Source organism: Serratia sp. CY52157 (genome assembly GCF_052168495.1).
Classification (GTDB): Bacteria; Pseudomonadota; Gammaproteobacteria; order Enterobacterales; family Enterobacteriaceae; genus Serratia; species Serratia ureilytica.
In genome coordinates this window covers 333,509-356,852 of sequence record NZ_JBJNMO010000003.1, presented here as the reverse complement: position 1 = coordinate 356,852, position 23,344 = coordinate 333,509, and the positions used below count along the sequence as shown (strand labels likewise).

Genomic DNA, 23,344 nt, shown 5'->3' with positions numbered 1-23,344 from the left:
GTCCGTGCGGCCGTTTCTGCCGCGCGATCGCACATTACGCTAATTTTTCTCAGCCTGCGGCGTGGCGCTGGGCGGGCGCATTCGCCAGCCGACCGGCGTCCGCCGCCAGCAGCTGTTGCACCAGCTCGACACAGCGCAGGAAGCGCTCTTCGTAATCGCTGGACTCAACGTGCACGTACTCGATGTTGTTGGCGCGCAGCATCTCCTCCAGCAGGCGCTGGAACGCCAGGCGATCGGCGGTGCTGCCAAGACTGCGCAGGCCGTCCGCCACCCACGGCGTGTTGTTTTCCAGCAGGATCACCAGATCGAAGCGGTATTCGTCGATCAGCGCCTGCACGAAGGGATGCTCACGCCCTTCGTACTTTTTGCAAAACGCCTGGGTGGTGACGAAATCGGTATCGATAAACGCCACCTTGTTGGCGTACTTGACCGCGAAATCTACGTATTGCGCCTGCCCGAGGGCAATTTTGTCGTAGTCGGAGTACTGCAACGCCATCTCGTCGCCGCCCAGGTGCGAGAACACGTAATCGCGGCCATATTCCCAGGCGCTGGTGGTGTTGAAGATGTTGGCCAGCTTGTTGACCAGCGTCGATTTGCCGCTCGACTCGCCGCCGAGGATCGCCACGGTGCGCACGAAGAACGGTTTCACCTCGGTCGGGATGTAATCCCAATAACGGAACGGATCCTGACGGATCTGATTGCCGCTGATGTTCATGAACGACCGTTCGGGATCGACCAAAATGGTTTCGATGCCCAGATGCTCGCGGTAGCGCGGTGCATCCTGCGCTTCGCTGGAATAGATGAAGCTCGGCACGATGCCTTTCTGTTCCATAAAGGCCTTCATGCCGTCGCTCCACACGTTCCAGCCGTGCGGGTACGGTTCGATGCCCTGCTCGTCGAACGAGTGGATATGGATGTTTTTCTGGTACTTGAAGGTCTGCAGCAGCCAGCGCAGGCGATCGCTGACCGTCGGCTGTTGCGACATCGAACTGTTCTCGAACAGCTCACGGTCGCGCGGCTCGTCGTGGCACAAGATAACGTGCAGCTCATCCACCTGGCTGCAGGCGCGCTGGATCAGATAGATGTGGCCGGTATGCAGCGGGTAAAATTTACCAAACACCACGCCGACTTTGACCTCTTTGCGCGGGAACTCCAGCCCGAGAAAACGGTGCAGCGCCTCGAGCTTTTGCGCGCTCGGGCTTTTGATCTTGTCGTTCAACAGCTGGCTGAGATAGCCTTTGGTCATGCCGCTGGCATCCGCCACCTGCTGCAACGTGCAGCCCTTTTGCTTGATGGACGTCTTCAGGTAATCAAATTGCGGCATGGCCACCTCCGTTTAGTATGCTAAACAAAATAGCATATCTTTCTCGCCGTCGGCGACATTAATAAAACCCTTCCAGCACGTCCAGCGCGTCCGCCAGCTTCTTGACCCCGAACACCTGCATATTGGCCGGCGGCTTTTTCGGCATATTGCCGTGCGGCACGATGGCGCGTTTGAAACCGTGCTTGGCCGCTTCGGCGATCCGCTCCTGGCCGCTCGGCACCGGACGGATCTCACCCGCCAACCCCACTTCGCCGAACACCACCAAATCGTTCGGCAGCGGCCGATCGCGCAGGCTTGAGACCAGCGACATCAGCAGCGCCAGATCGGCGCTGGTCTCGCTGACCTTCACCCCGCCGACCACGTTGACGAACACGTCCTGATCCGACATCTGCAGCCCGCCGTGCCGGTGCAGCACCGCCAGCAGGATCGCCAACCGGTTCTGCTCCAGGCCCACCGCCACGCGGCGCGGGTTGGACATCATCGAATGATCCACCAGCGCCTGGATCTCCACCAGCAGCGGCCGGGTGCCTTCCCACACCACCATCACAGAACTGCCGGAGGTAACTTCGTCGCCGCGGCTGAGGAAGATAGCCGAAGGGTTGCTCACTTCGCGCAGCCCCTGTTCGGTCATGGCGAACACCCCCAGCTCGTTGACCGCGCCGAAGCGGTTCTTGTGGCTGCGCAGGGTGCGAAAGCGGGAATCGGCGTCGCCGTCCAGCAGCACCGAACAGTCGATGCAGTGTTCCAGCACTTTCGGCCCGGCCAGCGAGCCGTCTTTGGTGACGTGGCCGACCATCACGATCGCCACGCCGCGCGTCTTGGCGAAGCGCGTCAGGTAGGCGGCGGTTTCCCGCACCTGCGCCACGCTGCCCGGCGAAGACTGAATGTCCGCCATGTGCATCACCTGAATCGAGTCGATCACCATCAGCTTCGGCTGTTCCTGCTCGGCGATCAGGCAGATCTGCTCGATGCTGGTTTCCGACAGCATGTTCAGGCCGCCGGTCGGCAGCCCCAGACGGTGGGCGCGCATCGCCACCTGCTGCAGCGATTCCTCGCCGGTGACGTACAGGGTTTTCATCTGTTCGGACAGTTTGCACAGCACCTGCAGCAACAGGGTGCTCTTGCCGGCGCCGGGGTTGCCGCCGATCAGAATGGCGCTGCCGGGCACCACACCGCCGCCCAGCACGCGATCGAACTCGAGAAAGCCGGTAGTGAAGCGCGGCAGCGCCTCAAGGCTGATTTCCGACAGCTTCTGCACTTTGCTGACGCCGGCGTCGCCGGCATAGCCGCTGAGGCGATCGTTGCGCGCCGCAGCGGGCGACGCGGCCAAACGCACTTCCGTGATGGTGTTCCAGGCATGGCAGGCGCTGCACTGCCCCTGCCAACGCGGATAGTCCGCCCCGCACTCATTGCACACAAATGCCCGTTTTGCCGCTTTTGCCACGTCTTACCTCAATCTTTCGTTATCGCACTTCGTGTTTCAGGCTGCCGGTGAGAATACACAGCACGCCCATCAAATCCGCATGCCGGATCGCCACCTGCGCTTTTTCATACACTTTCGGTTTGGCGTGGTAGGCGATGCCCAGCCCCGCCGCCTGCATCATTTTCAAGTCGTTGGCGCCGTCGCCGATGGCCACGGTTTGCGCCAACGGGATCTCCAGCTTCTCCGCCAGCCGCAGCAGCGTATCGGCTTTGAACTGCGCGTCCACCACCGGCCCCAGCACTTCGCCGGTCAGTTTGCCGTCGCGGATCTCCAGCTCGTTGGCCGCCGCCGCCACCAGCCGCAGCCGGTTGCGCAGGTATTCGGCGTAGTAGGTGAAACCGCCGGAGGCGATCGCCACATGCCAGCCCATCGCCTGCAGCTTGCCCACCAGGCTGGTCAGCCCCGGCATCAGCGGCAGCTCGTCGCGCACCTGCTTAAGGATGTTGGCGTCGGCCCCTTTCAGCGTACCGACGCGCTGGCGCAGGCTGGCGGTAAAGTCCAGCTCGCCGCGCATCGCGCGTTCGGTCACTTCCGCCACCTGCTCGCCGACGCCCGCCAGCTTGGCGATCTCATCGATGCACTCGATCTCGATCGCCGTTGAATCCATGTCCATCACCAGCAGCCCCGGCGTGCGCAGGTGCGGGATTTTGCCGAGCGGCGCCACATCCAGCCCGCTCTCCGCCGCCAGCAGCTTGGCGCGCGGCGTCAAGGTGCCCGCCAGCCGCACCACCTGATAGTCGTCCACGCCCCAGGCGGTGACGATCACCATCGCCGCGCCCAGCTTGCGTTGGAATTGGGTAATGCGCGCCTTGTCCAGCGCCCTGCCATATAACAGCCACCCGGTATTGCCCGCCCGGTAGTCCAGCGGCATCACTTCGTCGCCGCTGAGCGAAAGGGGAAGACCCGGCCATTGAGAGATCTCCGCCGGAAGATCGCAATAGGTCAGACTGTTTGACATCATTGACTCCTGAATGGACAAAAACGCTGCATGATAAAACGACGCATCAAGCTATCCTATCGCCAGCGGTTCTGGCAACATAAAGTGTCCCCGATGCCCAAGGAACCTGCATGGCTCGCGCTAAACTGAAATTTCGCCTGCACCGCACCGCTATTATCCTGATTTGCCTGGCTTTGCTGGTGCTGCTGATGCAGGGCGCCTCTTATTTTAGCCTGAGTCACCAAATGGCGCGATCCGAGCAGGTGGAAGAGCTGGCGCAAACGCTGACCAAACAGGTCGCCTACAGCCTGGCGCCGCTGCTGGACGACGACGGCAACAATCCGCGCATCGACGCCATCCTCAAGCAGCTCACCGATCACAGCCGCATTCTCGACGTCAGCGTGTATCAATTGGACGGCACGCTGGTCTCCCACGCCGGGGAACAGATAAGTATACGCGATCGCCTGTCGCTCGACGGCAAACGCGCCGGCAGCTACTTCAACCACCAGTTGGTCGAATCCATTCAGGGCAAAGACGGCCCGATCGGCTTTATCCGCATCACCCTCGACACCCACGTGCTGGCGACCGAATCCAAACAGGTGGACAACACCACCAACCTGCTGCGCCTGATGATCCTGCTGGCGCTGGCGATCGGCATCATTCTGGCGCGTACCCTGCTGCAACACCGCCGCAGCCGCTGGCAGCAGTCGCCCTACCTGTTGACCGCCAACACACCACTGGAAGAAGGCAATACGGTGGAAGACGATGAAGACGATGCGCCGGAGAAAAAACAGGAAGCGCCTAAGCAGGGGTAATTCAGGCCAGGCGTTGAATGCGTTCGTGCCGTTTTCTTGTCCTTTCGCTGAATAGATTGTCCGTAACAACGGGATCCACATCCAATTGAAAGGTAAAGCGTTAGCCAAAAACGGCCATGCGGAGTGAATAGATTGACGGGCGGGCGCCATGACGACGCCCGCCGCGGTATTACGCTTTGTCGCCCAGCAGCACGGATTCCAGCGCGATAACGATCATTTCGTTAAAGGTGGTCTGGCGTTCCGCCGCCGTGGTCGCTTCGTGACGCAGGATGTGGTCGGACACGGTGCAGATGGTCAGCGCCTTACAGCCGAACTCTTCGTACAGCTCCGCCGCCACGCCGTAGATGCCGGCCGCTTCCATTTCCACGCCCAGGATGCCGTACTTCTTCATCACCTGGAACATATCCGGATCCGGGGTGTAGAACAGATCGGCGGAGAAGATATTGCCCACGCGCGCCGGGATGCCCTGCGCCGCCGCCGCGTCGACCGCGTTGCGCACCATGTCGAAGTCGGCGATCGCCGCGTAGTCGTTGTCCTTGAAGCGCAGACGGTTCACCTTGGAGTCGGTGCACGCGCCCATGCCGATCACCACGTCGCGCAGTTTGATATCGTCACGCACCGCGCCGCAGGACCCCACGCGAATGATCTTCTTCACGCCGAATTCGGCGATCAGCTCGCGCGCGTAGATGGAGCAGGACGGAATGCCCATGCCGTGGCCCATTACGGAGATGCGGCGGCCTTTGTAGGTGCCGGTGAAGCCCAACATGCCGCGCACGTTGTTCACTTCCACCGCGCCTTCCAGGAAGGTTTCGGCGATGTATTTTGCGCGCAGCGGGTCGCCCGGCATCAGTACTACGTCAGCGAAATCACCCATCTCAGCATTAATGTGCGGCGTAGCCATAATTTTCTTCCTTTAGAAATCTTATTTAATAAAAACGTCAAACATCCAAGCCTTGAATTTCGAGTTGCAGCCAGGCAGCTGGCGGGTGAATCCCCAGGAGCTTACTTGAGTAAGCGACTGGGGTTCACGCGTGAAGCTAACAACGCTGCGGCTTGAAAGACAGGGCTTAGAACAGGGTCTTACCGTAATCCATCGGCGACAGGCCAAAGTAACTGGCGACGGTCTGGCCGATGTCGGCGAAGGTCTCGCGGTGGCCCAGTGAACCCGGTTTCACTTTCGGGCCGTAAACCAGCACCGGGATGTGCTCGCGGGTGTGGTCGGTGCCGCTCCAGGTCGGATCGCAGCCGTGGTCGGCGGTGAAGATGATGATGTCTTCGTCTTTCACCAGCTTCAGCAGTTCCGGCAGGCGGCGGTCGAACAGCTCCAGCGCGGCGGCGTAGCCCGCCACGTCGCGACGGTGACCGTAGGAGGAGTCGAAGTCCACGAAGTTGGTGAACACGATGGTGTTGTCGCCGGCCTTTTCCATTTCGATCAGGGTCGCGTCGAACAGCGCGTCGATGCCGGTCGCCTTCACCTTCTTGGTGATGCCGACGTTGGCATAGATGTCGGCGATTTTACCGATCGACACCACTTCGCCGCCCTTCTCGTCCACCAGCTTTTTCAGCACGGTCGGCGCCGGCGGCTCTACCGCCAGATCGTGGCGATTGCCGGTGCGCTGGAAGTGGCCCGGCTTGTCGCCGACGAACGGACGCGCGATCACGCGACCGATGTTGTAACCGCCTTCGGTCAGCTCTTCACGCGCGATTTCGCACAGCTCATACAGGCGCTCCAGGCCGAAGGTCTCTTCGTGACAGGCGATCTGGAATACCGAGTCGGCGGAGGTGTAGAAAATCGGCTTGCCGGTTTTCATATGCTCTTCACCCAACTGATCGAGGATCACGGTGCCGGATGAGTGGCAGTTGCCCAGGTAGCCCGGCAGATTGGCGCGCTCCACCAGCTTATCCAGCAGCGCCTGCGGGAAGCTGTTGTGCTCGTCCTTGAAGTAGCCCCAGTCGAACAGCACCGGCACGCCGGCGATTTCCCAGTGGCCAGACGGCGTGTCTTTACCGGAAGAGAGCTCGCTGGCGTAGCCGTAGGCGCCGATGATGTCGGCGTTGCGATCCAGCCCCTGCGGGAAGTTGCCGGTCGACTCTTCCGCCGCTTTGCCGAGGCCCAGACGGCTCAGGTTAGGCAGCGTCAGCGGGCCCTGACGGCCAACGTTGGCCTCACCGCGCGCGCAAACCTCGGCGATGTGGCCCAGGGTGTCGGAACCCTGATCGCCAAAACGTTCGGCGTCTTCGCTGGCGCCGATGCCGAAGGAGTCCAATACCATAATAAATGTGCGTTTCATCTGTGCTCTCCTGCGTGTTCTCACGCTATTGCGACCGCAAAACTGCAATCGCCCTTATTCTCTAAATTTATACCCAATGGATTTCAAGTTGTAGCTAGGCGGCTAGCGCGTGTATCCCAGGAGCTTACTCAAGTAAGTGACTGGGGTGCACGCGTGCAGCCAACAACGCTACGGCTTGAAAGACGAGGGTCATCACGCTTGAGTGATGCGCTTATACACCACCGGCGTCGCTTCCGGCGCCTTATCGCTCAGCGTCATTGCGCTGCGCACCGCATCGGCCGCCTGCTGCCAGCTCTCTTCATCGTTGGCGTGGATCATCGCCAGCGGCTGCTGGGAATCCGCCGTATCGCCCAGGCGCGCCATCTCGGTCAGGCCGACGCTGTAATCGATGGCGTCGCTCGCCCGACGGCGGCCGCCGCCCAACGACACCACCGCCATGCCCAGCGCACGGGTATCCATGGCGCTGATGATGCCCGGCTTTTCAGCATACACCGGCTTGCTCAGCGTTGCCGCCGGCAGATAGCTATCGTAGCGTTCGACGAAGTCTATCGGACCCTGCTGCGCCGCCACCATGCGGCCAAACACCTCCGCCGCCTTGCCGTTATCCAGCACCGCCTGCAGCTTGGCGCGCGCGTCGGCCTCATCTTGCGCCAGGCCGCCGGACAACAGCATCTCTACGCTCAGCGCCAGCGTCACTTCCAGCAGGCGCGGGTTGCGGTATTCGCCGGTCAGGAAGCGCACCGCTTCGCGCACTTCCACCGCGTTGCCGGCGCTGGAAGCCAGCACCTGATTCATGTCGGTCAGCAGCGCGGTGGTCTTGCAGCCCGCGCCGTTGGCCACGCCGACGATCGCCTGCGCCAAATCTTGCGACAGGGCATAGGTCGGCATAAAGGCGCCGGAGCCGACCTTCACGTCCATCACCAGCGCATCCAACCCTTCCGCCAGCTTCTTGGCCAGAATGGAGGCGGTGATCAGCGGGATAGAATCCACGGTGGCGGTGATATCGCGGGTGGCGTAAAAACGCTTGTCCGCCGGCGCCAGCGAGCTGGTCTGGCCGATGATCGCCACGCCGACGTCCTGAATGATTTTGCGGAAGGCGTTATCGTCCGGGAAAATATTGAAGCCCGGAATGGCTTCCAGTTTGTCCAGCGTGCCGCCGGTATGCCCCAGGCCGCGGCCGGAGATCATCGGCACATAGCCGCCGCAGGCCGCCACCATCGGGCCCAGCATCAGCGAAGTCACGTCGCCCACGCCGCCGGTCGAGTGCTTGTCGACGATCGGGCCGTTCAGCGCCAAACTCTTCCAGTCCAGCACGGTGCCGGAATCGCGCATCGCCATGGTGAGCGCCACGCGCTCCGGCATGCTCATGTCATGGAAATAAATGGTCATCGCCAGCGCGGCGATCTGCCCTTCCGACACCACATTGTCGCGAATGCCGTTGATGAAAAAGCGGATTTCCGCTTCGCTTAACGGCTGGCCGTCGCGTTTTTTACGAATAATTTCTTGAGCCAGGAACAAGGCATCCCCCTGTGTCGCCGAGAGTCGGTGCAGACGGGCGCGCCTGGCGCCCGCCAACGATATCGATCAGTAGCCGCCGCCGGCGGTCTGGGTTTGGTGGCCCAGCGCGGCCAGCAAGCTGGCCAGCAGGCTGGAAGCGCCAAAGCGGAAATGCCGCGCGTCGGCCCACCCTTCGCCCAGAATACGATCGGCAAGTTGCAGATAATGCAGCGCGTCTTCCGCGGTGCGCACGCCGCCGGCCGGCTTGAAGCCCACCGTCTTCGCCACACCCATATCGCGGATCACTGACATCATCAGCTCGGCGCTCTCCAGGGTGGCGTTGACCGGCACCTTGCCGGTGGAGGTCTTGATAAAGTCGGCGCCGGCCTTGATGGCGATCTCGGACGCCTTGCGGATCAGATCGGCCTGCTTCAGCTCACCGGTTTCGATGATCACTTTCAGCAGCACGTTGGCCGCCTGGCAAGCCTGTTTGCACTGTTTCACCAGCTCGAAACCGACCTGTTCGTTGCCGGCGATCAGCGCGCGGTAAGGGAACACCACGTCCACTTCATCCGCCCCATAGGCGATGGCCGCGCGGGTTTCCGCCAGCGCGATGTCGATATCGTCGTTGCCATGCGGGAAGTTGGTCACGGTGGCGATACGGATGTCCGGCGTGCCTTGCTCGCGCAGCGCCTTACGCGCCACCGGGATAAAACGCGGGTAGATGCAGATGGCCGCCGTGTGGCCGGCCGGGCTGTTGGCCTGACGACAGAGGGCGATCACTTTCTCGTCGGTGTCATCATCGTTCAGCGTGGTTAAATCCATCAAGTTCAGCGCACGTTGCGCTGCTGCGGTTAATTCGGTCATAAAACTCTCCAACTGAGTACCTGGGTGTTGGCGAGCGGACTTGGTTCCATGAAGATAGCGCAGGGGAACGGCGTTCCCGCGGCGGCAACTGAGATCCTTCTCACCGCACATGGCCACCCGCCTTGCGGCCGGCCAGTAATAGCTATTTGAACACGAATGCCGGGGGCGATTCGCGTTCATCGTCACACTATATGAAATAGCACTGTAACAGACCGGAATTATATGTGAAGAACATCACAAAATAACGCGATATCGTTCACAAATTCGCTAAAGAAGCGGCTGAAGATCGCGGATGCGGCAAGCACCCGCGTTGCTTAGAGTATAGGCGGAGTCCCGCGATCGGTCGCGCCGACGCGGGCTCAGCGAGGGCTTACAGCGCCAGGAAGAAGCCGGCGATGGTGGCACTCATCAGGTTGGACAGCGTGCCCGCCGCCACGGCCTTCAGACCGAAACGCGCGATGTCATGGCGGCGGTTGGGCGCCATGCTGCCCAAACCGCCCAGCAGGATCGCCACCGAGGAGAGGTTGGCGAAACCGCACAGCGCAAAGGAGATGATCGCCTTGGTGTGCGTTGACAGCACCTGCAGGCCTTCCGCCGCCACCACATCGTCCGGGCGCAGATAGGCGCCGAAGTTCATATAGGCGACAAACTCGTTGACGATGATCTTCTGGCCGATAAACGAACCGGCGGTCATCGCTTCACTCCACGGCACGCCAATCAGGAAGGCGATCGGCGAGAACACCCAGCCGAGGATCAGCTCGAGCGACAGCTGCGGGTAATCGAACCAGCCGCCGATGCCGCCGAGAATGCCGTTGAGCAAGGCGATCAGCGCGATAAACGCCAGCAGCATCGCGCCGACGTTCAGCGCCAGCTGCATGCCGGAAGCCGCGCCGGAAGCCGCCGCATCGATCACGTTGGCAGGACGATCCTCTTCGGCGATCAGTTTCATCGCATCGTCTTTATCGTGGGTCTGCTCGGTTTCAGGCACCATCAGCTTGGCGAACAGCAGCCCGCCCGGCGCGGCCATGAAGGACGCGGCGATCAGGTATTCCAGCGGCACGCCCATCTGCGCGTATCCCGCCAGCACCGAACCGGCCACCGAAGCCAGGCCGCCGCACATCACGGCGAACAGTTCTGACTGGCTCATGGTGGCGATATACGGACGCACCACCAGCGGCGCTTCGGTCTGGCCGACGAAAATGTTGGCGGTCGCCGACAGCGATTCGGTGCGCGAGGTGCCCAGCAGCTTGTGCAGGCCGCCGCCCAGCACGCGGATCACCAACTGCATGATGCCGAGGTAGTACAGCACCGCAATCAGCGAGGAGAAGAACACGATCACCGGCAGGACGCGCAGCGCGAACACGAAGCCGCCGCCGCCGAACACCTCGAACATCTTGTCGGACACCAGCCCGCCGAAGATGAACGAAATGCCCTGATTGCCGTAAGCGATAACGTTTGCCACGCCGTTAGACATACTGCCGAGGATGCTGCGGCCCAGCGGCACGTACAGCACCAGCGCGCCGATACCGACCTGAATGATGAACGCCCACACCACGGTGCGCAGTTTGATGGCCCGACGGTTGCTGGAGAGCAGCACCGCAATGGCGATCAGCACCGCCATCCCGACCAGACTCATGATGAGTTGCATGCAAAGTTTCCCTGTTGCAAAAAATAAAATACATCCCTGCTCATGAAGAGAGGTCTGCTATTGGAGAGTTTCGGGGGGGATTATACTGAGCGAGGTCACCCTCGCACCGATTTATGTCACAAATGTATACAACGAGACGCAAATGAAAATCTTATAACGTGACACAAGTCACGTTATGCAGACCTCAATTCGGCATGGCGAACAGCGCTTGGGTATTGCGTTGCAGGTGGGCGGCTATCACGTCGGCCGGTTCCGGCCGCAGTTCGCACAGCGCGTGAAACACCTCGGCGGCGCGCTCGGGGCGGTTCGGCTGCCCCTGATAGCCGGCCAGCGGCATGTCCGGCGCATCGGTCTCCAGCAGCAGCGCCTCAAGCGGCAGCTGCGCCATCACGGCGCGCGTTTTCTGCGCCCGCTCATAGGTGATGGTGCCGCCCACGCCGATGTAATAGCCGAGGCGGATAAACGCCTGCGCCTGCGACAGGCTACCGGCAAAGCCGTGCACCACGCCGCGGCGCGGCATCTGCATGCGCCGCAGCGCGGCGGCCAGCTGGTCGTGGGTGCGGCGCGAATGCAGGATCACCGGCAGGTCATGCTGTTTCGCCAGCTTCAGTTGGGCCAGCAGCACGCTTTGCTGCCGCTCGAACTGTGGGTTATCCATATACAGATCGAGCCCGATCTCCCCCACCGCCACCAGCTTGTGCGGCCGTTCGGCCAGCAGCGCCGCCAACTGTTCCAACTGCGGCTCATGATGCTGCGCGATATACAGCGGGTGCAGCCCCAGTGCGGCGAACAGCGGCGCATGCTCCTGCGCCAGCCGCAACACCCGCGCGAAGCGATCGGCGGTGACGGTCGGGACGATGATGCGCTTTACGCCGGCGCTTGCCGCCCGCGCCAGGCTCTCGGCCTCATGCCCGGTAAAGGGCGGGAAATCGAAATGGCAGTGGGTGTCGGTAAAGGCGTAACTCACAGCGCCCCCCCTTCACCCGGCGGCAGATCGCCCGGCAGGATGATTTTCGGCGCCGCCACCGCGGCCTCCGGCTGCGCCGCCCGCTCGGTGGGCATGGCGATGTCGGTCACGATCGGCGAAGGCATTCTGACGTTCTCCGGCTGGATCAGGCGGCGCGACAACGCTTTTCGCACCTTCATGCCGTCGGGCTCCTGCTGCGCCATCCACTGGCCGACGGTGGCCAGGAAGTAGCGGCCGCAGCGGCGCCCCAGGTGATAATCCTGATTGAGCGCCCCCAATCGGCTGCCCAGCGCATTGCTGGCCAGCGGCTTCGGCGGGAAGATCTCGAAGATGCGCAGCTTGCCCGGCGGCTTTTCGATAAAGCGCTGGATGCGGTGATAGCTTTGCTCGTGATGCTGCAGGATGCGCACCATCTGCTGCAGGCTGCTGTCGCTCAGCCAATGCTCCATGCGCTTCATCCACTGCGGGGTGTAGTACATTTGCGAAGGCACGGTGCGGATCACCACGATGGTGTCGGCGCCGCGGCGATAGGCCTCTTCCACCGGGATCGCATCGCTGATGCCGCCGTCCTGATAGCTGACGCCGTCCAATTCCACGCCCTGACGGTAGAAGCCGGGAATGGCGCTGGACGCCTTGATGGCCGGCAGCCAGCGTTCGCGCTGCGCCGGCAGATAGGTCGGCTCGAAATCGTCGCTGCGGCAGGCGCACAGCAGGAATTCGCGCCCGTCGGTAAAATGCTGTTCCGCCACGTCCATCGCCAGCGGCATCTGCGCCGCCGCCGTATCAACCAGCCAATCGAGATCGATCAGATGCCCGCCGCGCACGAAGCGCAGCGGATTGAAGAACTGTGCCGAAGTGGTGTAACGGGTGATCACCCGACGCGCGTAGCCCATCTGCCCGCAGATATAGGCAGACAGATTCTGAGCGCCGGCCGATGTGCCGATCAGCAGATCGAAAGGGTTAAAGCCCGCGCGCTGAAACTCGTCCAGCACGCCGGCGGTGAAAATGCCGCGCTGGCCGCCGCCTTCGCAGACCAACGCCATTTTTCCTGGTCGAAAAGGTTTAGACGCCAGCGGTTCTATATTGCCGAGCGTGATGGGTATTCTGTATCCCAACTTGGCATCCTCAGTGAGACGTTTTCTCCGAGGATACCGCGTCTCGCTCTCTTCCGTAATCCTCTTGCAGCACGCCGACGAGGAAATCATTGCTGCCGGCCAACCAGGCACCATCGCTGCCGGACCATTCGGCCCAAGCCTGCCATACCTGACCTTTCAGCTGTTTCCAGCGCCCGACGATGATGTCGCTGTTCATGGCCGGCCCTCCCCGACGTGAGAAAAGGAATTAAGCTTTGTTACAGTTTGCAGGAAAATGCCGGCCGGCTAAGGGCGCCGACGGCCGGTGAACAGACTGACCAGGAACAGGATGATGCCGACAACGAACACGACTTTGGCGGCCCAGGCGGCGGTGCCCGCCAGCGAACCGAACCCCAGTGCCGCAGCGATAAGCGCGATGACTAAAAAGATAATGCCCCAACGAAACATAAGCTTCTCCTTACCATTGTGAAAAAATTCGCTGCCGTCTACCGCCCCGACAACGGGACATCGACGGCAAATCAGTTTCTTTTTTTGGTGGTACACGTCGGGCCGCCTTGACGGCCCGACAGATGCGGCTTGTTGTTACTTGTTACGGGCGCCTGGCGGGATTACTGCTTGACCACCAGGTCGTTTTTCACGCTTTTCACGCCGTCGATAGCCTTGGCGATGCTTTCGGCACGCTCAGACTGCGCCTGCGTTTTCACTTCACCGGAAAGCTGCACCACGCCATCGGTGGTTTCCACTTTCACATTGCGCGACGGCACGATGTCATCGGCCAGCAGCTTGGCTTTCAGCTCGCTGGTGGTGGCGGTGTCGCCGGCATACGATTTGATCGACTGATTGGCTTCATCTTTCACGTGCAGCTTGTCGCTGACGGTTTTGACGCCTTCCACCTTGCCGGCAACCGCAACCGCATGCTCCGCCTGCGCCTGGCTGCCGACAAACCCGCTCAGGATCACGGTGCCTTTTTCGGTTTTCACCGAAATGTCAGTGCTTTTGATGCTCTTATCGTCCACCAATGCACTTTTAACTTTAGCCGTTATCGCGCTGTCATCCATGTAACCGTCAACTTTTTTCATGGAGCTATCGATTTTGGCACCGGCACTGTCCGCGGCGTTAGACGCCTTGTTGAGCAGACTGTCTTCGGCCAGCGCAGTGCCGCTCACCAAAGCAGAACCCAAAACAACAGCCATCAGCGAGTGTGCAAATTTGGTCTTTTTCATCGATCTCTTCCTTTTGTTGGGGGCCCCAGCGCCAGAGCGCCGGAACCCTTCAGCCGCCTTCACGCGGACTCTCGGTAAATACTTCATCATCGCTATACGATTAAGCGTTCACGACAGGAATATTGCAACCGCCGTGCCAACTCCATAAACGCCTTAAAAATCAAACAAAAAAAGCGTTGAGTCGGATTTTTAATCAAAAAACTGTCGCCTATTGACGACAGACTAAGTGACACGAAACGGTAAAACAGTCATCTCATTGATATTTAAGGAAACAGACTGTCTCCTATCGGCAACACATCAGAATAACTCACCAAACAATAAGCGTATTACAGTGATTTACTCTCAAGCAATGTGCGGACATCTCGTTAAAGATAGACCATGCGGCGGAAAACGCAGGCCAATCGCGTCTCGCCTGGGCGACATCGATTCGCAGGATAAAATATGAGGAAGATTTATTAATTAGCGGAGTGAGAATACGGGGAATTGGCAGGGCGCACCGGGCGCCCTGCCGATGTATCAGTGTTCGCGGGTCTTGCGGAAGGTCACGTCAGGATAGCGTTCCTGCGTCAGGTTGAGGTTCACCATGGTCGGCGCGATGTAGGACAGGTTGTCCCCACCGTCCAACGCCAGGTTGATCTCGTTCTTGCGCTTGAACTCTTCGAACTTCTTCACGTCGTCGCACTCGACCCAGCGCGCCGTCGACACGTTGACCGACTCATACAGCGCTTCCACGTTGTACTCGCTCTTCAAACGCGCCACGACCACGTCGAACTGCAGCACGCCGACCGCGCCGACGATCAAATCGTTGTTGGCGATCGGGCGGAACACCTGCACCGCGCCCTCTTCCGACAGCTGCACCAGCCCCTTCAGCAGCTGTTTCTGCTTCAGCGGATCGCGCAGGCGAATGCGGCGGAACAGTTCAGGCGCGAAGTTCGGGATGCCGGTGAACTTCATGTCTTCACCCTGAGTGAAGGTATCGCCGATCTGGATGGTGCCATGGTTGTGCAGACCGATGATGTCGCCCGGATAGGCTTCTTCCACGTGCGAACGGTCGCCGGCCATAAAGGTCAGCGCGTCGGAGATCACCACGTCTTTGCCGGTGCGCACCTGACGCAGCTTCATGCCCTTCTCGTAACGGCCGGACACCACGCGCATAAAGGCCACGCGGTCGCGGTGCTTCGGATCCATGTTGGCCTGGATCTTGAACACAAAGCCGGTGAATTTCTCTTCCGCCGCCGTCACTTCACGGGTGTCGGTTTTGCGCGGCATCGGCGCCGGCGCCCAGGCCACCAGGCCGTCCAGCATATGATCCACGCCAAAGTTGCCGAGTGCGGTACCGAAGAACACCGGGGTCAGCTCGCCGCTCAGGAACGCCGCCTGATCGAACTCGTGGGAAGCGCCCTGCACCAGCTCCAGCTCATCGCGCAGCTGCGCCGCCAGATCTTCGCCTACGGCGACATCCAGCTCCGGGTTGTTCAGGCCTTTGACGATGCGCACTTCCTGAATGGTGTGGCCTTTACCGGTCTGGTACAGGTAGGTTTCATCCTTGTACAGGTGGTAAACGCCTTTAAACAGCTTGCCGCAGCCGATCGGCCAGGTGATAGGCGAACAGGCGATTTTCAGTTCGCGCTCGACTTCGTCCATCACTTCCATCGGATCGCGGATGTCGCGGTCCAGCTTGTTCATGAAGGTCAGGATCGGCGTGTCGCGCAGACGGGTGACTTCCATCAGCTTGCGGGTGCGATCCTCAACGCCCTTGGCGGCGTCGATCACCATCAGACAGCAGTCCACGGCGGTCAGGGTGCGATACGTATCTTCGGAGAAGTCCTCGTGCCCCGGGGTATCCAGCAGGTTGACCAGGCTGTCGCGATACGGGAACTGCATCACCGAGGTGGTGATCGAGATCCCACGCTGCTTTTCCATTTCCATCCAGTCGGATTTGGCGTGCTGGCTGGAGCCGCGGCCTTTTACCGTACCGGCGGTCTGGATCGCCTGTCCGAACAGCAGCACTTTTTCGGTAATGGTGGTTTTACCGGCATCGGGGTGCGAGATGATGGCGAAAGTTCTTCTTTTGGAGACTTCGCGGGCAAATTCACTAGGAGACATGGTTTTCAGGTTCTACGGTTAGTCCGCCCTGCGACATCATCAGAACGCGCCGATCGCGGCGCCGGGCAAAGCGGTGAATAAAAGATAACAGCCGGGCATTTTCGCCGATTTGCCAACCGGTGACAATCAATGCTTTTTCCGGCCGGGCTGATTACCCCAGCGGCAACGCCATCACGATCGCGTCTTCGCGGCCGTGGGCGCTCGGGTAATAATTACGACGCACGGTGACTTCGTTGAAACCGAGATCTTCATACAGCGCGATCGCCGCCTGGTTGGAGGCACGGACTTCCAGCCACAGCGTAACCACGCCGCGGCTCTCCAGCTGTTCGATCAACGCGTTGAGCAGCAGGCGGCCAAAGCCCCGGCGCTGGTGCTGCGGATGAATGGCGATGTTGAACAGCGTGGCTTCGTCCAGCACGATCTGCGTGATGGCGAACCCCGCCATCTCCCCATCGGCGCTCAGCTTCAGGTTAAGGTAGCGATCGCCCTGATTGCTGGCAAAGGTGGTTTCCGTCCAGGGGAAAGCGTGGCTGGCTTGCTCAATGTTGAAGGCCGTGGCCAGGTCGGCCGCCGTCAGGGTAGAAATCGTGTTCATGATGACAAATCTGCTGCCAGAGGGCGCGTTTGGCCCCCGCGTCTTGGGAAAGCTCGGCCAGCGCCGGGCTGTGTAGCTGCGCGCCGGCGACCGCGAGCGGTTCCGTCACGCCCAGCCGCCAACTGTTGCATGCGGTCTCTTCAGGCAGCATCGCCACCTGTTCCGGCGTCAGGCTGTAGGTTTGCGCCGGCGTCAGCCCCAGGCTGCGCAGCACGTCGCAAAACAGCGGATCGTCGGGCGCCGGCAGCGTCTGCGCCACCACCAGCAGGCGCGTCTCGGGCGGCAGACTGACCGCCACTTCGCCCTGCAACACGCCCGGGCGGCGCAATGTCCACTGCGTAATACCCAGTTGTTGTAACAGCCAGTCGCGTTTTGATGCCATGCCGATTCCTACCCGTTGTGGTGCGCCATGCCTGCCATGCGCCGCGCTATGCTAACAAACCCGCGCAGCCCGCGCCAACAAACCCGTCGAACATATCGCCACAAAGCTCTATAATCCCCGGTCTCATTTCCAGGAGCCAATATCTGATGTCTGCATTAACCCCCGCCAGTGAAGTCATGCTGCGCCACAGTGATGAATTTATCGAACGCCGCGTGCTGTTTGCCGGCGACCTGCAGGACAGCCTGCCGGCCCAATTCGAGGCCGCGGACGTGCGCGTCCACACTCAGCAATACCATCACTGGCAGTTACTGAACCGGACGATGGGCGATAACGTGCAGTTCGGTTTGACCGTCGATCCCGCTTTCGTCGCCGACTGCGACACGCTGGTTTACTACTGGCCGAAGAGCAAGCAGGAAGCGCAATTCCAGCTGTGCAACATCCTGGCGCTGCTGCCGGTGGGCGCGGACGTGTTCGTGGTCGGTGAAAACCGCAGCGGCGTGCGCAGCGCCGAGCCAACGCTGGAAGGCCACGTCACGCTGGTGAAAATCGACAGCGCGCGCCGCTGCGGCCTGTATCACGGCCGCCTGGACGCGCAGACCGAGTTCGACCTGAACGACTGGTGGGACAGCTATCAGCTGCACGATCTGGAAGTGAAAACGCTGCCGGGCGTGTTCAGCCGCGACGGTCTGGACGTCGGCAGCTCGCTGCTGCTGTCGACGCTGGAAAAACACATGAAAGGCAAGGTGCTGGACATCGGCTGCGGCGCCGGCGTCATGGCCTCGGTAATGTCCAAGCTGTCGCCGAAAGTCAAATTGACCCTCAGCGACGTCAACGCCGCCGCGGTGGAATCCAGCCGCGCGACGCTGGCCGCCAACGGCATCGAAGGGGAAGTGATCGTCAGCAACGTTTACTCCGACATCACCGGCCGTTTCGACATGATCATCTCCAACCCGCCGTTCCACGACGGGCTGCAGACCAGCCTGACCGCCGCCGAAACCCTGATCCGCGGCGCGGTGAAGCACCTGCCGATCGGCGGCCAACTGCGCATTGTCGCCAACGCCTTCCTGCCATACCCGGACATTCTGGACGCCACCTTCGGCAGCCACGAAGTGCTGGCGCAGAACGGCCGCTTCAAGGTGTACCAAGCGACCGTCGGCCGTCCGCCGCGCGCACCGAAGAAGAAATAATTCGCCGTTGGCGGAAAACGACAGAGCGCAGCCTGCAGGCCGCGCTTTTTTTTAACCGTTGATGTAGGTCATCGACTCCGCGCCGTAGCGATCGCCGGCCGCCGCGCTCAGCGGGAACACCGCTTCAATCGCCGCCAGCTCAGCCGCGCTCAGCGTTATCTCCGCCGCCGCGACGTTCTCTTCCAGGTAACGACGGCGTTTGGTGCCGGGGATCGGCACGATGTGTTCCCCCTGCGCCAACACCCAGGCCAGCGCCAGCTGCGAAGGTTTAACGCCCTTCTGCGCCGCCAGCTCGCTCACCTTCTCCACCAGCGCCAGATTGCGACTGAAGTTTTCCCCCTGGAAGCGCGGGTTGCTGCGGCGGAAATCGTCCTCGGCCAGATCCTCCGGCCGCTGGATAGCGCCGGTGAGGAAACCGCGCCCTAACGGGCTGTAGGGCACAAAGCCGATGCCCAGGCGCTCGCAGGCCGCCAGCACGCCCTGCTCGGCGTCGCGCGTCCACAGCGAATATTCGGTCTGCAGCGCGGTGATCGGATGCACCTTGTGCGCCCGCTCCAGCGTGGCGACCGACGCCTCGCTCAGGCCGATGTGGCGGATCTTGCCTTCGCGGATCAGATCCGCCATCGTGCCCACGACGTCCTCGATCGGCACCTGCGGATCGACCCGGTGCTGATAATAAAGATCGATCTCCTCCACGCCCAAGCGCCGCAGGCTGCCCTCGACGGAGCGCCGGATATACTCGGGCCGGCTGCTGACGCCGCGCGCCGAAGGATCCGCCGGATCGCGCAGAATGCCGAACTTGGTGGCCAGGAACACCTGTTGCCGCTTGCCTTTGATCGCTTCCCCCACCAGCTCTTCGTTGGTGTGCGGGCCATACATGTCGGCGGTGTCGAGCAGCGTGACGCCCAGCTCCAGCGCCCGGTGCAGCGTGGCGATGGCTTCCTGCCGATCGGCGCCGGTGGAGTAGAAGTCGCTCATGCCCATGCATCCCAACCCCAGGGTGGAGACGACGGGACCGTGGGAACCGAGTTTACGTTGTTGCATTGTGCTGCCCTCATGCGGTGAATGGATAACGCAGCAAAGTCTGGTTGTTTACGCGACAAAGATAAATAATGCAGATTGCACATCACTGTTCAAAAATCACCAACAATACGGAGTGGTAATGGATCAGGTTCAAGCCATGCGCATTTTTACCCGCATCGTCGAACTGGGCAGCTTCAGCCGGGCGGCCGAACGCCTGCAGCTGCCGCGCGCCACGGTCAGCAACGCGCTGAAACGGCTGGAACAGCGGCTGGGCGTGCGCCTGCTGATCCGCACCACCCGCCAGGTGCAGGTGACCAGCGAAGGCAGTCTCTACTATCAACGCTGCGTGCAGTTGCTGGGCGCGCTGGAGGAGGCGGACACGCTGTTCAGCCACCATAAGCTGCAGCCGTCCGGCAAAGTGCGCATCGATATGCCCCATTCGCTGGCGCGCGAGGTCGTCATTCCGGCGCTGGACGACTTCTACCGGCGCTATCCCGACATCACGCTGGCGCTGGGCGCCAACGACACCCACGTCGATCTGCTGCGCGAAGGCGTGGACTGCGTGCTGCGCGCCTGGGAAACCGAAGACGACAGCCTGGTGGCGCGGCGCATCGCCCAGTTGCCGCAGGTCACCTGCGCTTCTCCCGCTTACCTACAGGCCCACGGTACGCCGCTCGACATCGATAGCCTGACGCCGCACCGCGCGGTGGGGTATTTTTCGCTGGCCAGCAACCGCGATTACCCGCTGGAGTTTTGCCGCGGCGGCAAGCTGGAACTGCGCGAACTGCCCGCCCGGCTGAGCGTCAGCGGCGCCGACGCCTATATCGCCGGCGCGCGCGCCGGCATGGGATTGATACAGGCGGCGCGCTATTCGCTTGCCCCTTGGCTGGAACAGGGCGAACTGGTGGAAGTGCTGGCGGAAACGCCGCCTCCGCCGATGCCGATTTACATCATGTATCCGCCCGGCCGTTTCCTGGCGCCGCGGGTCAGAGTGTTGATTGATTGGCTGATTTGGCTGTTTGACCAGCAGAAAAGCGGCGATATGGCTGTTTTTCCAGCAAACGCCCGCAAAGCGGGGAAATAACTGTTGACGTGTCCGCCAAAATCTCTAGAATTCGCCTCCGTGGTAACGTTACTCCGGTAATGTTTCTGGTACGCGAAGGTGGCGGAATTGGTAGACGCGCTAGCTTCAGGTGTTAGTGTCCTTACGGACGTGAGGGTTCAAGTCCCTCTCTTCGCACCAAATAACCACATGATTTATATTGCACTCAGCATCGATGCGAAGGTGGCGGAATTGGTAGACGCGCTAGCTTCAGGTGTTAGTGTTCTTACGGACGTGAGGGTTCAAGTCCCTCTCTTCGCACCACGCTGGCGACGTAATATAAATCAAAGCAACAACATCGACTGTGCGAAGGTGGCGGAATTGGTAGACGCGCTAGCTTCAGGTGTTAGTGTCCTTACGGACGTGAGGGTTCAAGTCCCTCTCTTCGCACCAATTGATGATCTCCCCGGCAGTATCCTCGAAAAAATCCCAACGCATTGATGAATCACACGCTTAAGCGTGGTTTTGCCGTTTCCGGCGTTTCACCCGAAGCTGAAGTTCAGGCTGACAGCCGCCAGGCCGCCCGCCAGCGCCATACAGGAAGGCAGCAGCAGATAGTGGCGCAGCCGGCTGTTGAACAGCATCACCAGCGTGGCCAACATCGCTATCACGATCAGGGTGCGCAACTGCACCATATCCAGGTCGATCAAGGCCAGCAGCGGCATCAGCGCACAAGGCAGCAAAACGCCCCAGGCGCTGGCCAGGCGATCCCCGAGGCACCAACTGACGCCCCACAGCCCGCACGCGGCAATCATGGCGGTGAGCATGACAACCCCCCTTCAAGTGATAATGATAACCAATATCATATAACACTTTTTTGGCCGCCGCATCATTTTCACTGCGCTGACCAAACCCAGATGACACCAGCATGAAAAAATGATAATTTGACATAAGAAAATTCCTAGTCCTGTTTGCATGATAATAATCACAATACTCAACCATGCAATTCAAGTGGATATTCGCGCCAAAGGAATGCTTCTCAACCTTAATTATTCGACAGAACGACTTTGCAAAGAGTGACCTCCGTATGAACGCCCGTTCTTATCAGGAATTACTGAACAGCAAGCAGCGCCTGGCATTATTTCTTTTTCTGATAATGAATGCCGCCTCTTCCGTATTTACATTATTGTTCCCTTTTAGGGATACGCCCGCATTTACCCTACCTTTATTATGTATACCGCTATTTTGTCTGGTAGCCGCGCTATTGTCCCTGCAAACGCCACGCAAATACTTGTGCAAACTCAACCTGTTCGCCGGCGTGCTCGGCCTGCTCTGGGCCGCACATATTTACGTTAAAAGTCAATATTGCCTACCGAATAACCAAGATTTTTTATTAATTAGTTTGTTTAGCATCTTTTTTATCAGCGCTATTTCCCTGACGGACAACTTTACCGCCTTTTGTTTACACGCCGTGCCTTCCGCAATGGTGATCCTGGCTTTAGACGGCATGCATAATACCCTGCGGATATTATTCACCACGCTATTACCTATTATCGCTTTCTCCATCCACCACCTGATGTTGAAACGCAGTGAAATCTTTACTCACGCGCTGGTGGCCAACCTGTATAACGAGCGCGATAAATTCAATAATTTGAGCATGATCGATCCTCTGACCGGCCTTTATAACCGGCGCGGGCTGGAGAATAAGATCACGATGCTGCTGGAACCGCAAACCGGCCATCATTACGTGCTGTTGCTGGATATCGACCACTTCAAGGTCTATAACGACAGCTACGGCCACGCCATGGGCGATCGGGCATTGGTGCAGGTGGCGGTCGCCATCCGCGATGCGGTGCGTTCGCGCGACATCGTGGTGCGTTACGGCGGGGAAGAATTTTTGGTGCTGCTGACCAACGTGCACGAAGGCTACGCGGCGCAACTGGCCGAACGGGTGCGCCAGCGGGTGGCGGAGCTGAACATCCCGCACGGCGCCAGTCCGCAGCACAGCGGCACGCTGACGCTCAGCGCCGGCATCTCCGCGCTGGAAAAACTGGACATCGAATCGGCGATAGGCGCAGCCGACGCCGCGCTCTATCTGGCGAAGCACAGCGGCCGCAACAATATTCAGCTGGCGCAAAACGTCGAGCCCGCTGCCGTTCACTCTTAAGCCGCCGTGGTAACGGCGCGGCGGCTGACATCAACACTTATACGGCTATACGGCGGTGGAACGCAGCCCGTTCAGCAACAGGTTCAAACTGGCCAAGGCTTGTTCCAGCCCCACGTCTTTTTCCGGATGATGGGCGACCCACAGCGCGGCATCCATCAGGCCGCCGTTGATTAAATGCGCCAGCGCTTCCGGCTCGGCGATAGCGATACGCCGCTGCGCCATCAATACCTCCAATGCGCCCGTCATCCAGCTGATGCACGCCAGCTTGCTGGCCCGCAGATATTCAGCTCCCAGCACCGAAGGTGAATCACGCAACAGAATGCGTTGCGCTTGCGGCTCCGTCATCATGATCAGATAACTGCGGCAACGCGCCGCAAAAGCCTCCCAGTCATCCGCAGTACTCGCGGTTATCTCAGCCAGATGCGCATCCATCTCCGCGTCTATCGCCTGCACCACCGCCAGGAACAGCCCCTTTTTATCGCCAAAATGGTGATAGAGCGCGCCGCGCGTCAGGCCGGCCTGGGCGGTGAGATCATCCATCACCGTTTCGGCATACCCCACGTTGCCGAATTGCAGGCGGGCCGCCGCCACCAGCTTTTGTCGGGTTTCTTCAATCATTTCGGTACGCGCTTTACGTGCCATGGGTTCACTCCCGCCTCGTTATTGATGACGTTATAATTGACATACGCTATGTAT

23 protein-coding genes and 3 tRNA genes are annotated in these 23,344 nt (G+C 60.4%); 7 read left to right on the top strand and 19 right to left on the bottom strand.

What is annotated here, in order from left to right; genetic code table 11:
* Nucleotides 1–49: 49 nt before the first annotated feature.
* Genes nadR through serB form a run of 3 tightly spaced genes read right to left on the bottom strand, consistent with a single transcriptional unit; the run spans nucleotide 50 to nucleotide 3,765 of the window.
* Nucleotides 50–1,324, bottom strand: coding sequence for a multifunctional transcriptional regulator/nicotinamide-nucleotide adenylyltransferase/ribosylnicotinamide kinase NadR (nadR, locus tag ACJ8IP_RS15555; RefSeq protein ID WP_033641798.1), 1,275 nt, complete (start codon nucleotides 1,322–1,324; stop codon nucleotides 50–52).
* 58 nt (nucleotides 1,325–1,382) lie between these two features.
* Nucleotides 1,383–2,768 carry a DNA repair protein RadA gene (gene radA / locus ACJ8IP_RS15550; RefSeq protein WP_004933048.1) on the bottom strand — a complete coding sequence of 462 codons (1,386 nt, stop codon included), beginning with the start codon at nucleotides 2,766–2,768 and terminating at the stop codon, nucleotides 1,383–1,385.
* Nucleotides 2,769–2,787: 19 nt separating this feature from the next.
* On the bottom strand, nucleotides 2,788–3,765 hold the full coding sequence (serB, locus tag ACJ8IP_RS15545; protein WP_042783658.1) for a phosphoserine phosphatase: 978 nt from the start codon (nucleotides 3,763–3,765) through the stop codon (nucleotides 2,788–2,790).
* A 110-nt stretch (nucleotides 3,766–3,875) separates the two neighbouring features.
* Between serB and ACJ8IP_RS15540 the strand changes: the two genes are divergently transcribed.
* Nucleotides 3,876–4,559, top strand: a complete 684-nt coding sequence (locus ACJ8IP_RS15540) for a YtjB family periplasmic protein (protein WP_033641796.1) — start codon at nucleotides 3,876–3,878, stop codon at nucleotides 4,557–4,559.
* A gap of 169 nt (nucleotides 4,560–4,728) precedes the next feature.
* On the opposite strand, the gene deoD is transcribed toward ACJ8IP_RS15540, so the two are convergent.
* The 13 genes from deoD to ACJ8IP_RS15475 all read right to left on the bottom strand — a co-directional run bounded on the left by deoD (nucleotide 4,729) and on the right by ACJ8IP_RS15475 (nucleotide 17,229).
* A complete protein-coding gene (deoD, locus tag ACJ8IP_RS15535; protein ID WP_004933059.1) occupies nucleotides 4,729–5,460 on the bottom strand; it encodes a purine-nucleoside phosphorylase in 732 nt (243 codons plus the stop codon).
* 166 nt (nucleotides 5,461–5,626) lie between these two features.
* Nucleotides 5,627–6,850: a phosphopentomutase gene (gene deoB / locus ACJ8IP_RS15530; RefSeq protein WP_042783657.1), complete on the bottom strand. Its 1,224-nt coding sequence runs from the start codon at nucleotides 6,848–6,850 to the stop codon at nucleotides 5,627–5,629.
* A 192-nt stretch (nucleotides 6,851–7,042) separates the two neighbouring features.
* Nucleotides 7,043–8,368, bottom strand: coding sequence for a thymidine phosphorylase (gene deoA / locus ACJ8IP_RS15525; RefSeq protein WP_033641794.1), 1,326 nt, complete (start codon nucleotides 8,366–8,368; stop codon nucleotides 7,043–7,045).
* A gap of 66 nt (nucleotides 8,369–8,434) precedes the next feature.
* Nucleotides 8,435–9,214 (bottom strand): deoxyribose-phosphate aldolase, encoded by a 780-nt coding sequence (gene deoC / locus ACJ8IP_RS15520; protein ID WP_033641793.1) that lies wholly within the window; start codon nucleotides 9,212–9,214, stop codon nucleotides 8,435–8,437.
* Nucleotides 9,215–9,584: 370 nt separating this feature from the next.
* Nucleotides 9,585–10,862 (bottom strand): NupC/NupG family nucleoside CNT transporter, encoded by a 1,278-nt coding sequence (locus ACJ8IP_RS15515; RefSeq protein WP_004933076.1) that lies wholly within the window; start codon nucleotides 10,860–10,862, stop codon nucleotides 9,585–9,587.
* Nucleotides 10,863–11,046: 184 nt separating this feature from the next.
* Nucleotides 11,047–11,829: a TatD family hydrolase gene (locus ACJ8IP_RS15510; RefSeq protein WP_164106950.1), complete on the bottom strand. Its 783-nt coding sequence runs from the start codon at nucleotides 11,827–11,829 to the stop codon at nucleotides 11,047–11,049.
* Nucleotides 11,826–12,944: a patatin-like phospholipase family protein gene (locus ACJ8IP_RS15505; protein WP_033651706.1), complete on the bottom strand. Its 1,119-nt coding sequence runs from the start codon at nucleotides 12,942–12,944 to the stop codon at nucleotides 11,826–11,828. Before ACJ8IP_RS15505 ends, ACJ8IP_RS15510 begins: the two co-directional genes overlap by 4 nt.
* Before the next feature lie 10 nt (nucleotides 12,945–12,954).
* Nucleotides 12,955–13,140, bottom strand: a complete 186-nt coding sequence (locus ACJ8IP_RS15500; RefSeq protein WP_004933086.1) for a CsbD family protein — start codon at nucleotides 13,138–13,140, stop codon at nucleotides 12,955–12,957.
* Between the two features lie 68 nt (nucleotides 13,141–13,208).
* Entirely contained in the window at nucleotides 13,209–13,370 is a 162-nt protein-coding gene (locus ACJ8IP_RS15495; RefSeq protein ID WP_004933089.1) for a DUF1328 domain-containing protein, read from the bottom strand.
* A gap of 161 nt (nucleotides 13,371–13,531) precedes the next feature.
* Nucleotides 13,532–14,146 (bottom strand): molecular chaperone OsmY, encoded by a 615-nt coding sequence (gene osmY / locus ACJ8IP_RS15490; protein WP_033641790.1) that lies wholly within the window; start codon nucleotides 14,144–14,146, stop codon nucleotides 13,532–13,534.
* Nucleotides 14,147–14,662: 516 nt separating this feature from the next.
* Complete coding sequence (gene prfC, locus ACJ8IP_RS15485) at nucleotides 14,663–16,252, bottom strand: peptide chain release factor 3 (protein WP_033641789.1); 1,590 nt, start codon at nucleotides 16,250–16,252, stop codon at nucleotides 14,663–14,665.
* 151 nt (nucleotides 16,253–16,403) lie between these two features.
* Nucleotides 16,404–16,847: a ribosomal protein S18-alanine N-acetyltransferase gene (gene rimI, locus ACJ8IP_RS15480; protein ID WP_033641788.1), complete on the bottom strand. Its 444-nt coding sequence runs from the start codon at nucleotides 16,845–16,847 to the stop codon at nucleotides 16,404–16,406.
* A complete protein-coding gene (locus ACJ8IP_RS15475; protein WP_046688207.1) occupies nucleotides 16,792–17,229 on the bottom strand; it encodes a DNA polymerase III subunit psi in 438 nt (145 codons plus the stop codon). The genes rimI and ACJ8IP_RS15475 overlap by 56 nt, the downstream gene beginning before the upstream one ends.
* Nucleotides 17,230–17,375: 146 nt before the next feature.
* Between ACJ8IP_RS15475 and rsmC the strand changes: the two genes are divergently transcribed.
* Complete coding sequence (gene rsmC / locus ACJ8IP_RS15470) at nucleotides 17,376–18,416, top strand: 16S rRNA (guanine(1207)-N(2))-methyltransferase RsmC (RefSeq protein WP_033641786.1); 1,041 nt, start codon at nucleotides 17,376–17,378, stop codon at nucleotides 18,414–18,416.
* A 51-nt stretch (nucleotides 18,417–18,467) separates the two neighbouring features.
* Here the strand turns inward: rsmC and ACJ8IP_RS15465 are convergent, their stop codons facing one another.
* The gene (locus tag ACJ8IP_RS15465; protein ID WP_164106951.1) at nucleotides 18,468–19,460 is read right to left on the bottom strand and encodes an aldo/keto reductase; all 993 of its coding nucleotides are present in this window, start codon (nucleotides 19,458–19,460) and stop codon (nucleotides 18,468–18,470) included.
* Nucleotides 19,461–19,578: 118 nt separating this feature from the next.
* On the opposite strand from ACJ8IP_RS15465, the gene ACJ8IP_RS15460 reads away from it, so the two are divergent.
* The 4 genes from ACJ8IP_RS15460 to ACJ8IP_RS15445 all read left to right on the top strand — a co-directional run bounded on the left by ACJ8IP_RS15460 (nucleotide 19,579) and on the right by ACJ8IP_RS15445 (nucleotide 20,934).
* Nucleotides 19,579–20,523 (top strand): LysR family transcriptional regulator, encoded by a 945-nt coding sequence (locus ACJ8IP_RS15460; protein ID WP_033651709.1) that lies wholly within the window; start codon nucleotides 19,579–19,581, stop codon nucleotides 20,521–20,523.
* 72 nt (nucleotides 20,524–20,595) lie between these two features.
* Nucleotides 20,596–20,682: transfer RNA gene (locus ACJ8IP_RS15455), tRNA-Leu, on the top strand.
* Between the two features lie 36 nt (nucleotides 20,683–20,718).
* Nucleotides 20,719–20,805 (top strand) — tRNA-Leu (locus ACJ8IP_RS15450).
* Between the two features lie 42 nt (nucleotides 20,806–20,847).
* A tRNA-Leu gene (locus tag ACJ8IP_RS15445) sits at nucleotides 20,848–20,934 on the top strand.
* 89 nt (nucleotides 20,935–21,023) lie between these two features.
* On the opposite strand, the gene ACJ8IP_RS15440 is transcribed toward ACJ8IP_RS15445, so the two are convergent.
* Nucleotides 21,024–21,308: a DUF1435 domain-containing protein gene (locus ACJ8IP_RS15440; protein ID WP_033641783.1), complete on the bottom strand. Its 285-nt coding sequence runs from the start codon at nucleotides 21,306–21,308 to the stop codon at nucleotides 21,024–21,026.
* Between the two features lie 260 nt (nucleotides 21,309–21,568).
* Here ACJ8IP_RS15440 and ACJ8IP_RS15435 point away from each other — a divergent pair, with 260 nt between their 5' ends.
* Nucleotides 21,569–22,648, top strand: coding sequence for a GGDEF domain-containing protein (locus tag ACJ8IP_RS15435; protein WP_033641782.1), 1,080 nt, complete (start codon nucleotides 21,569–21,571; stop codon nucleotides 22,646–22,648).
* Between the two features lie 45 nt (nucleotides 22,649–22,693).
* On the opposite strand, the gene ACJ8IP_RS15430 is transcribed toward ACJ8IP_RS15435, so the two are convergent.
* Nucleotides 22,694–23,290, bottom strand: a complete 597-nt coding sequence (locus ACJ8IP_RS15430) for a TetR/AcrR family transcriptional regulator (protein WP_033641781.1) — start codon at nucleotides 23,288–23,290, stop codon at nucleotides 22,694–22,696.
* Between the last annotated feature and the right edge of the window lie 54 nt (nucleotides 23,291–23,344).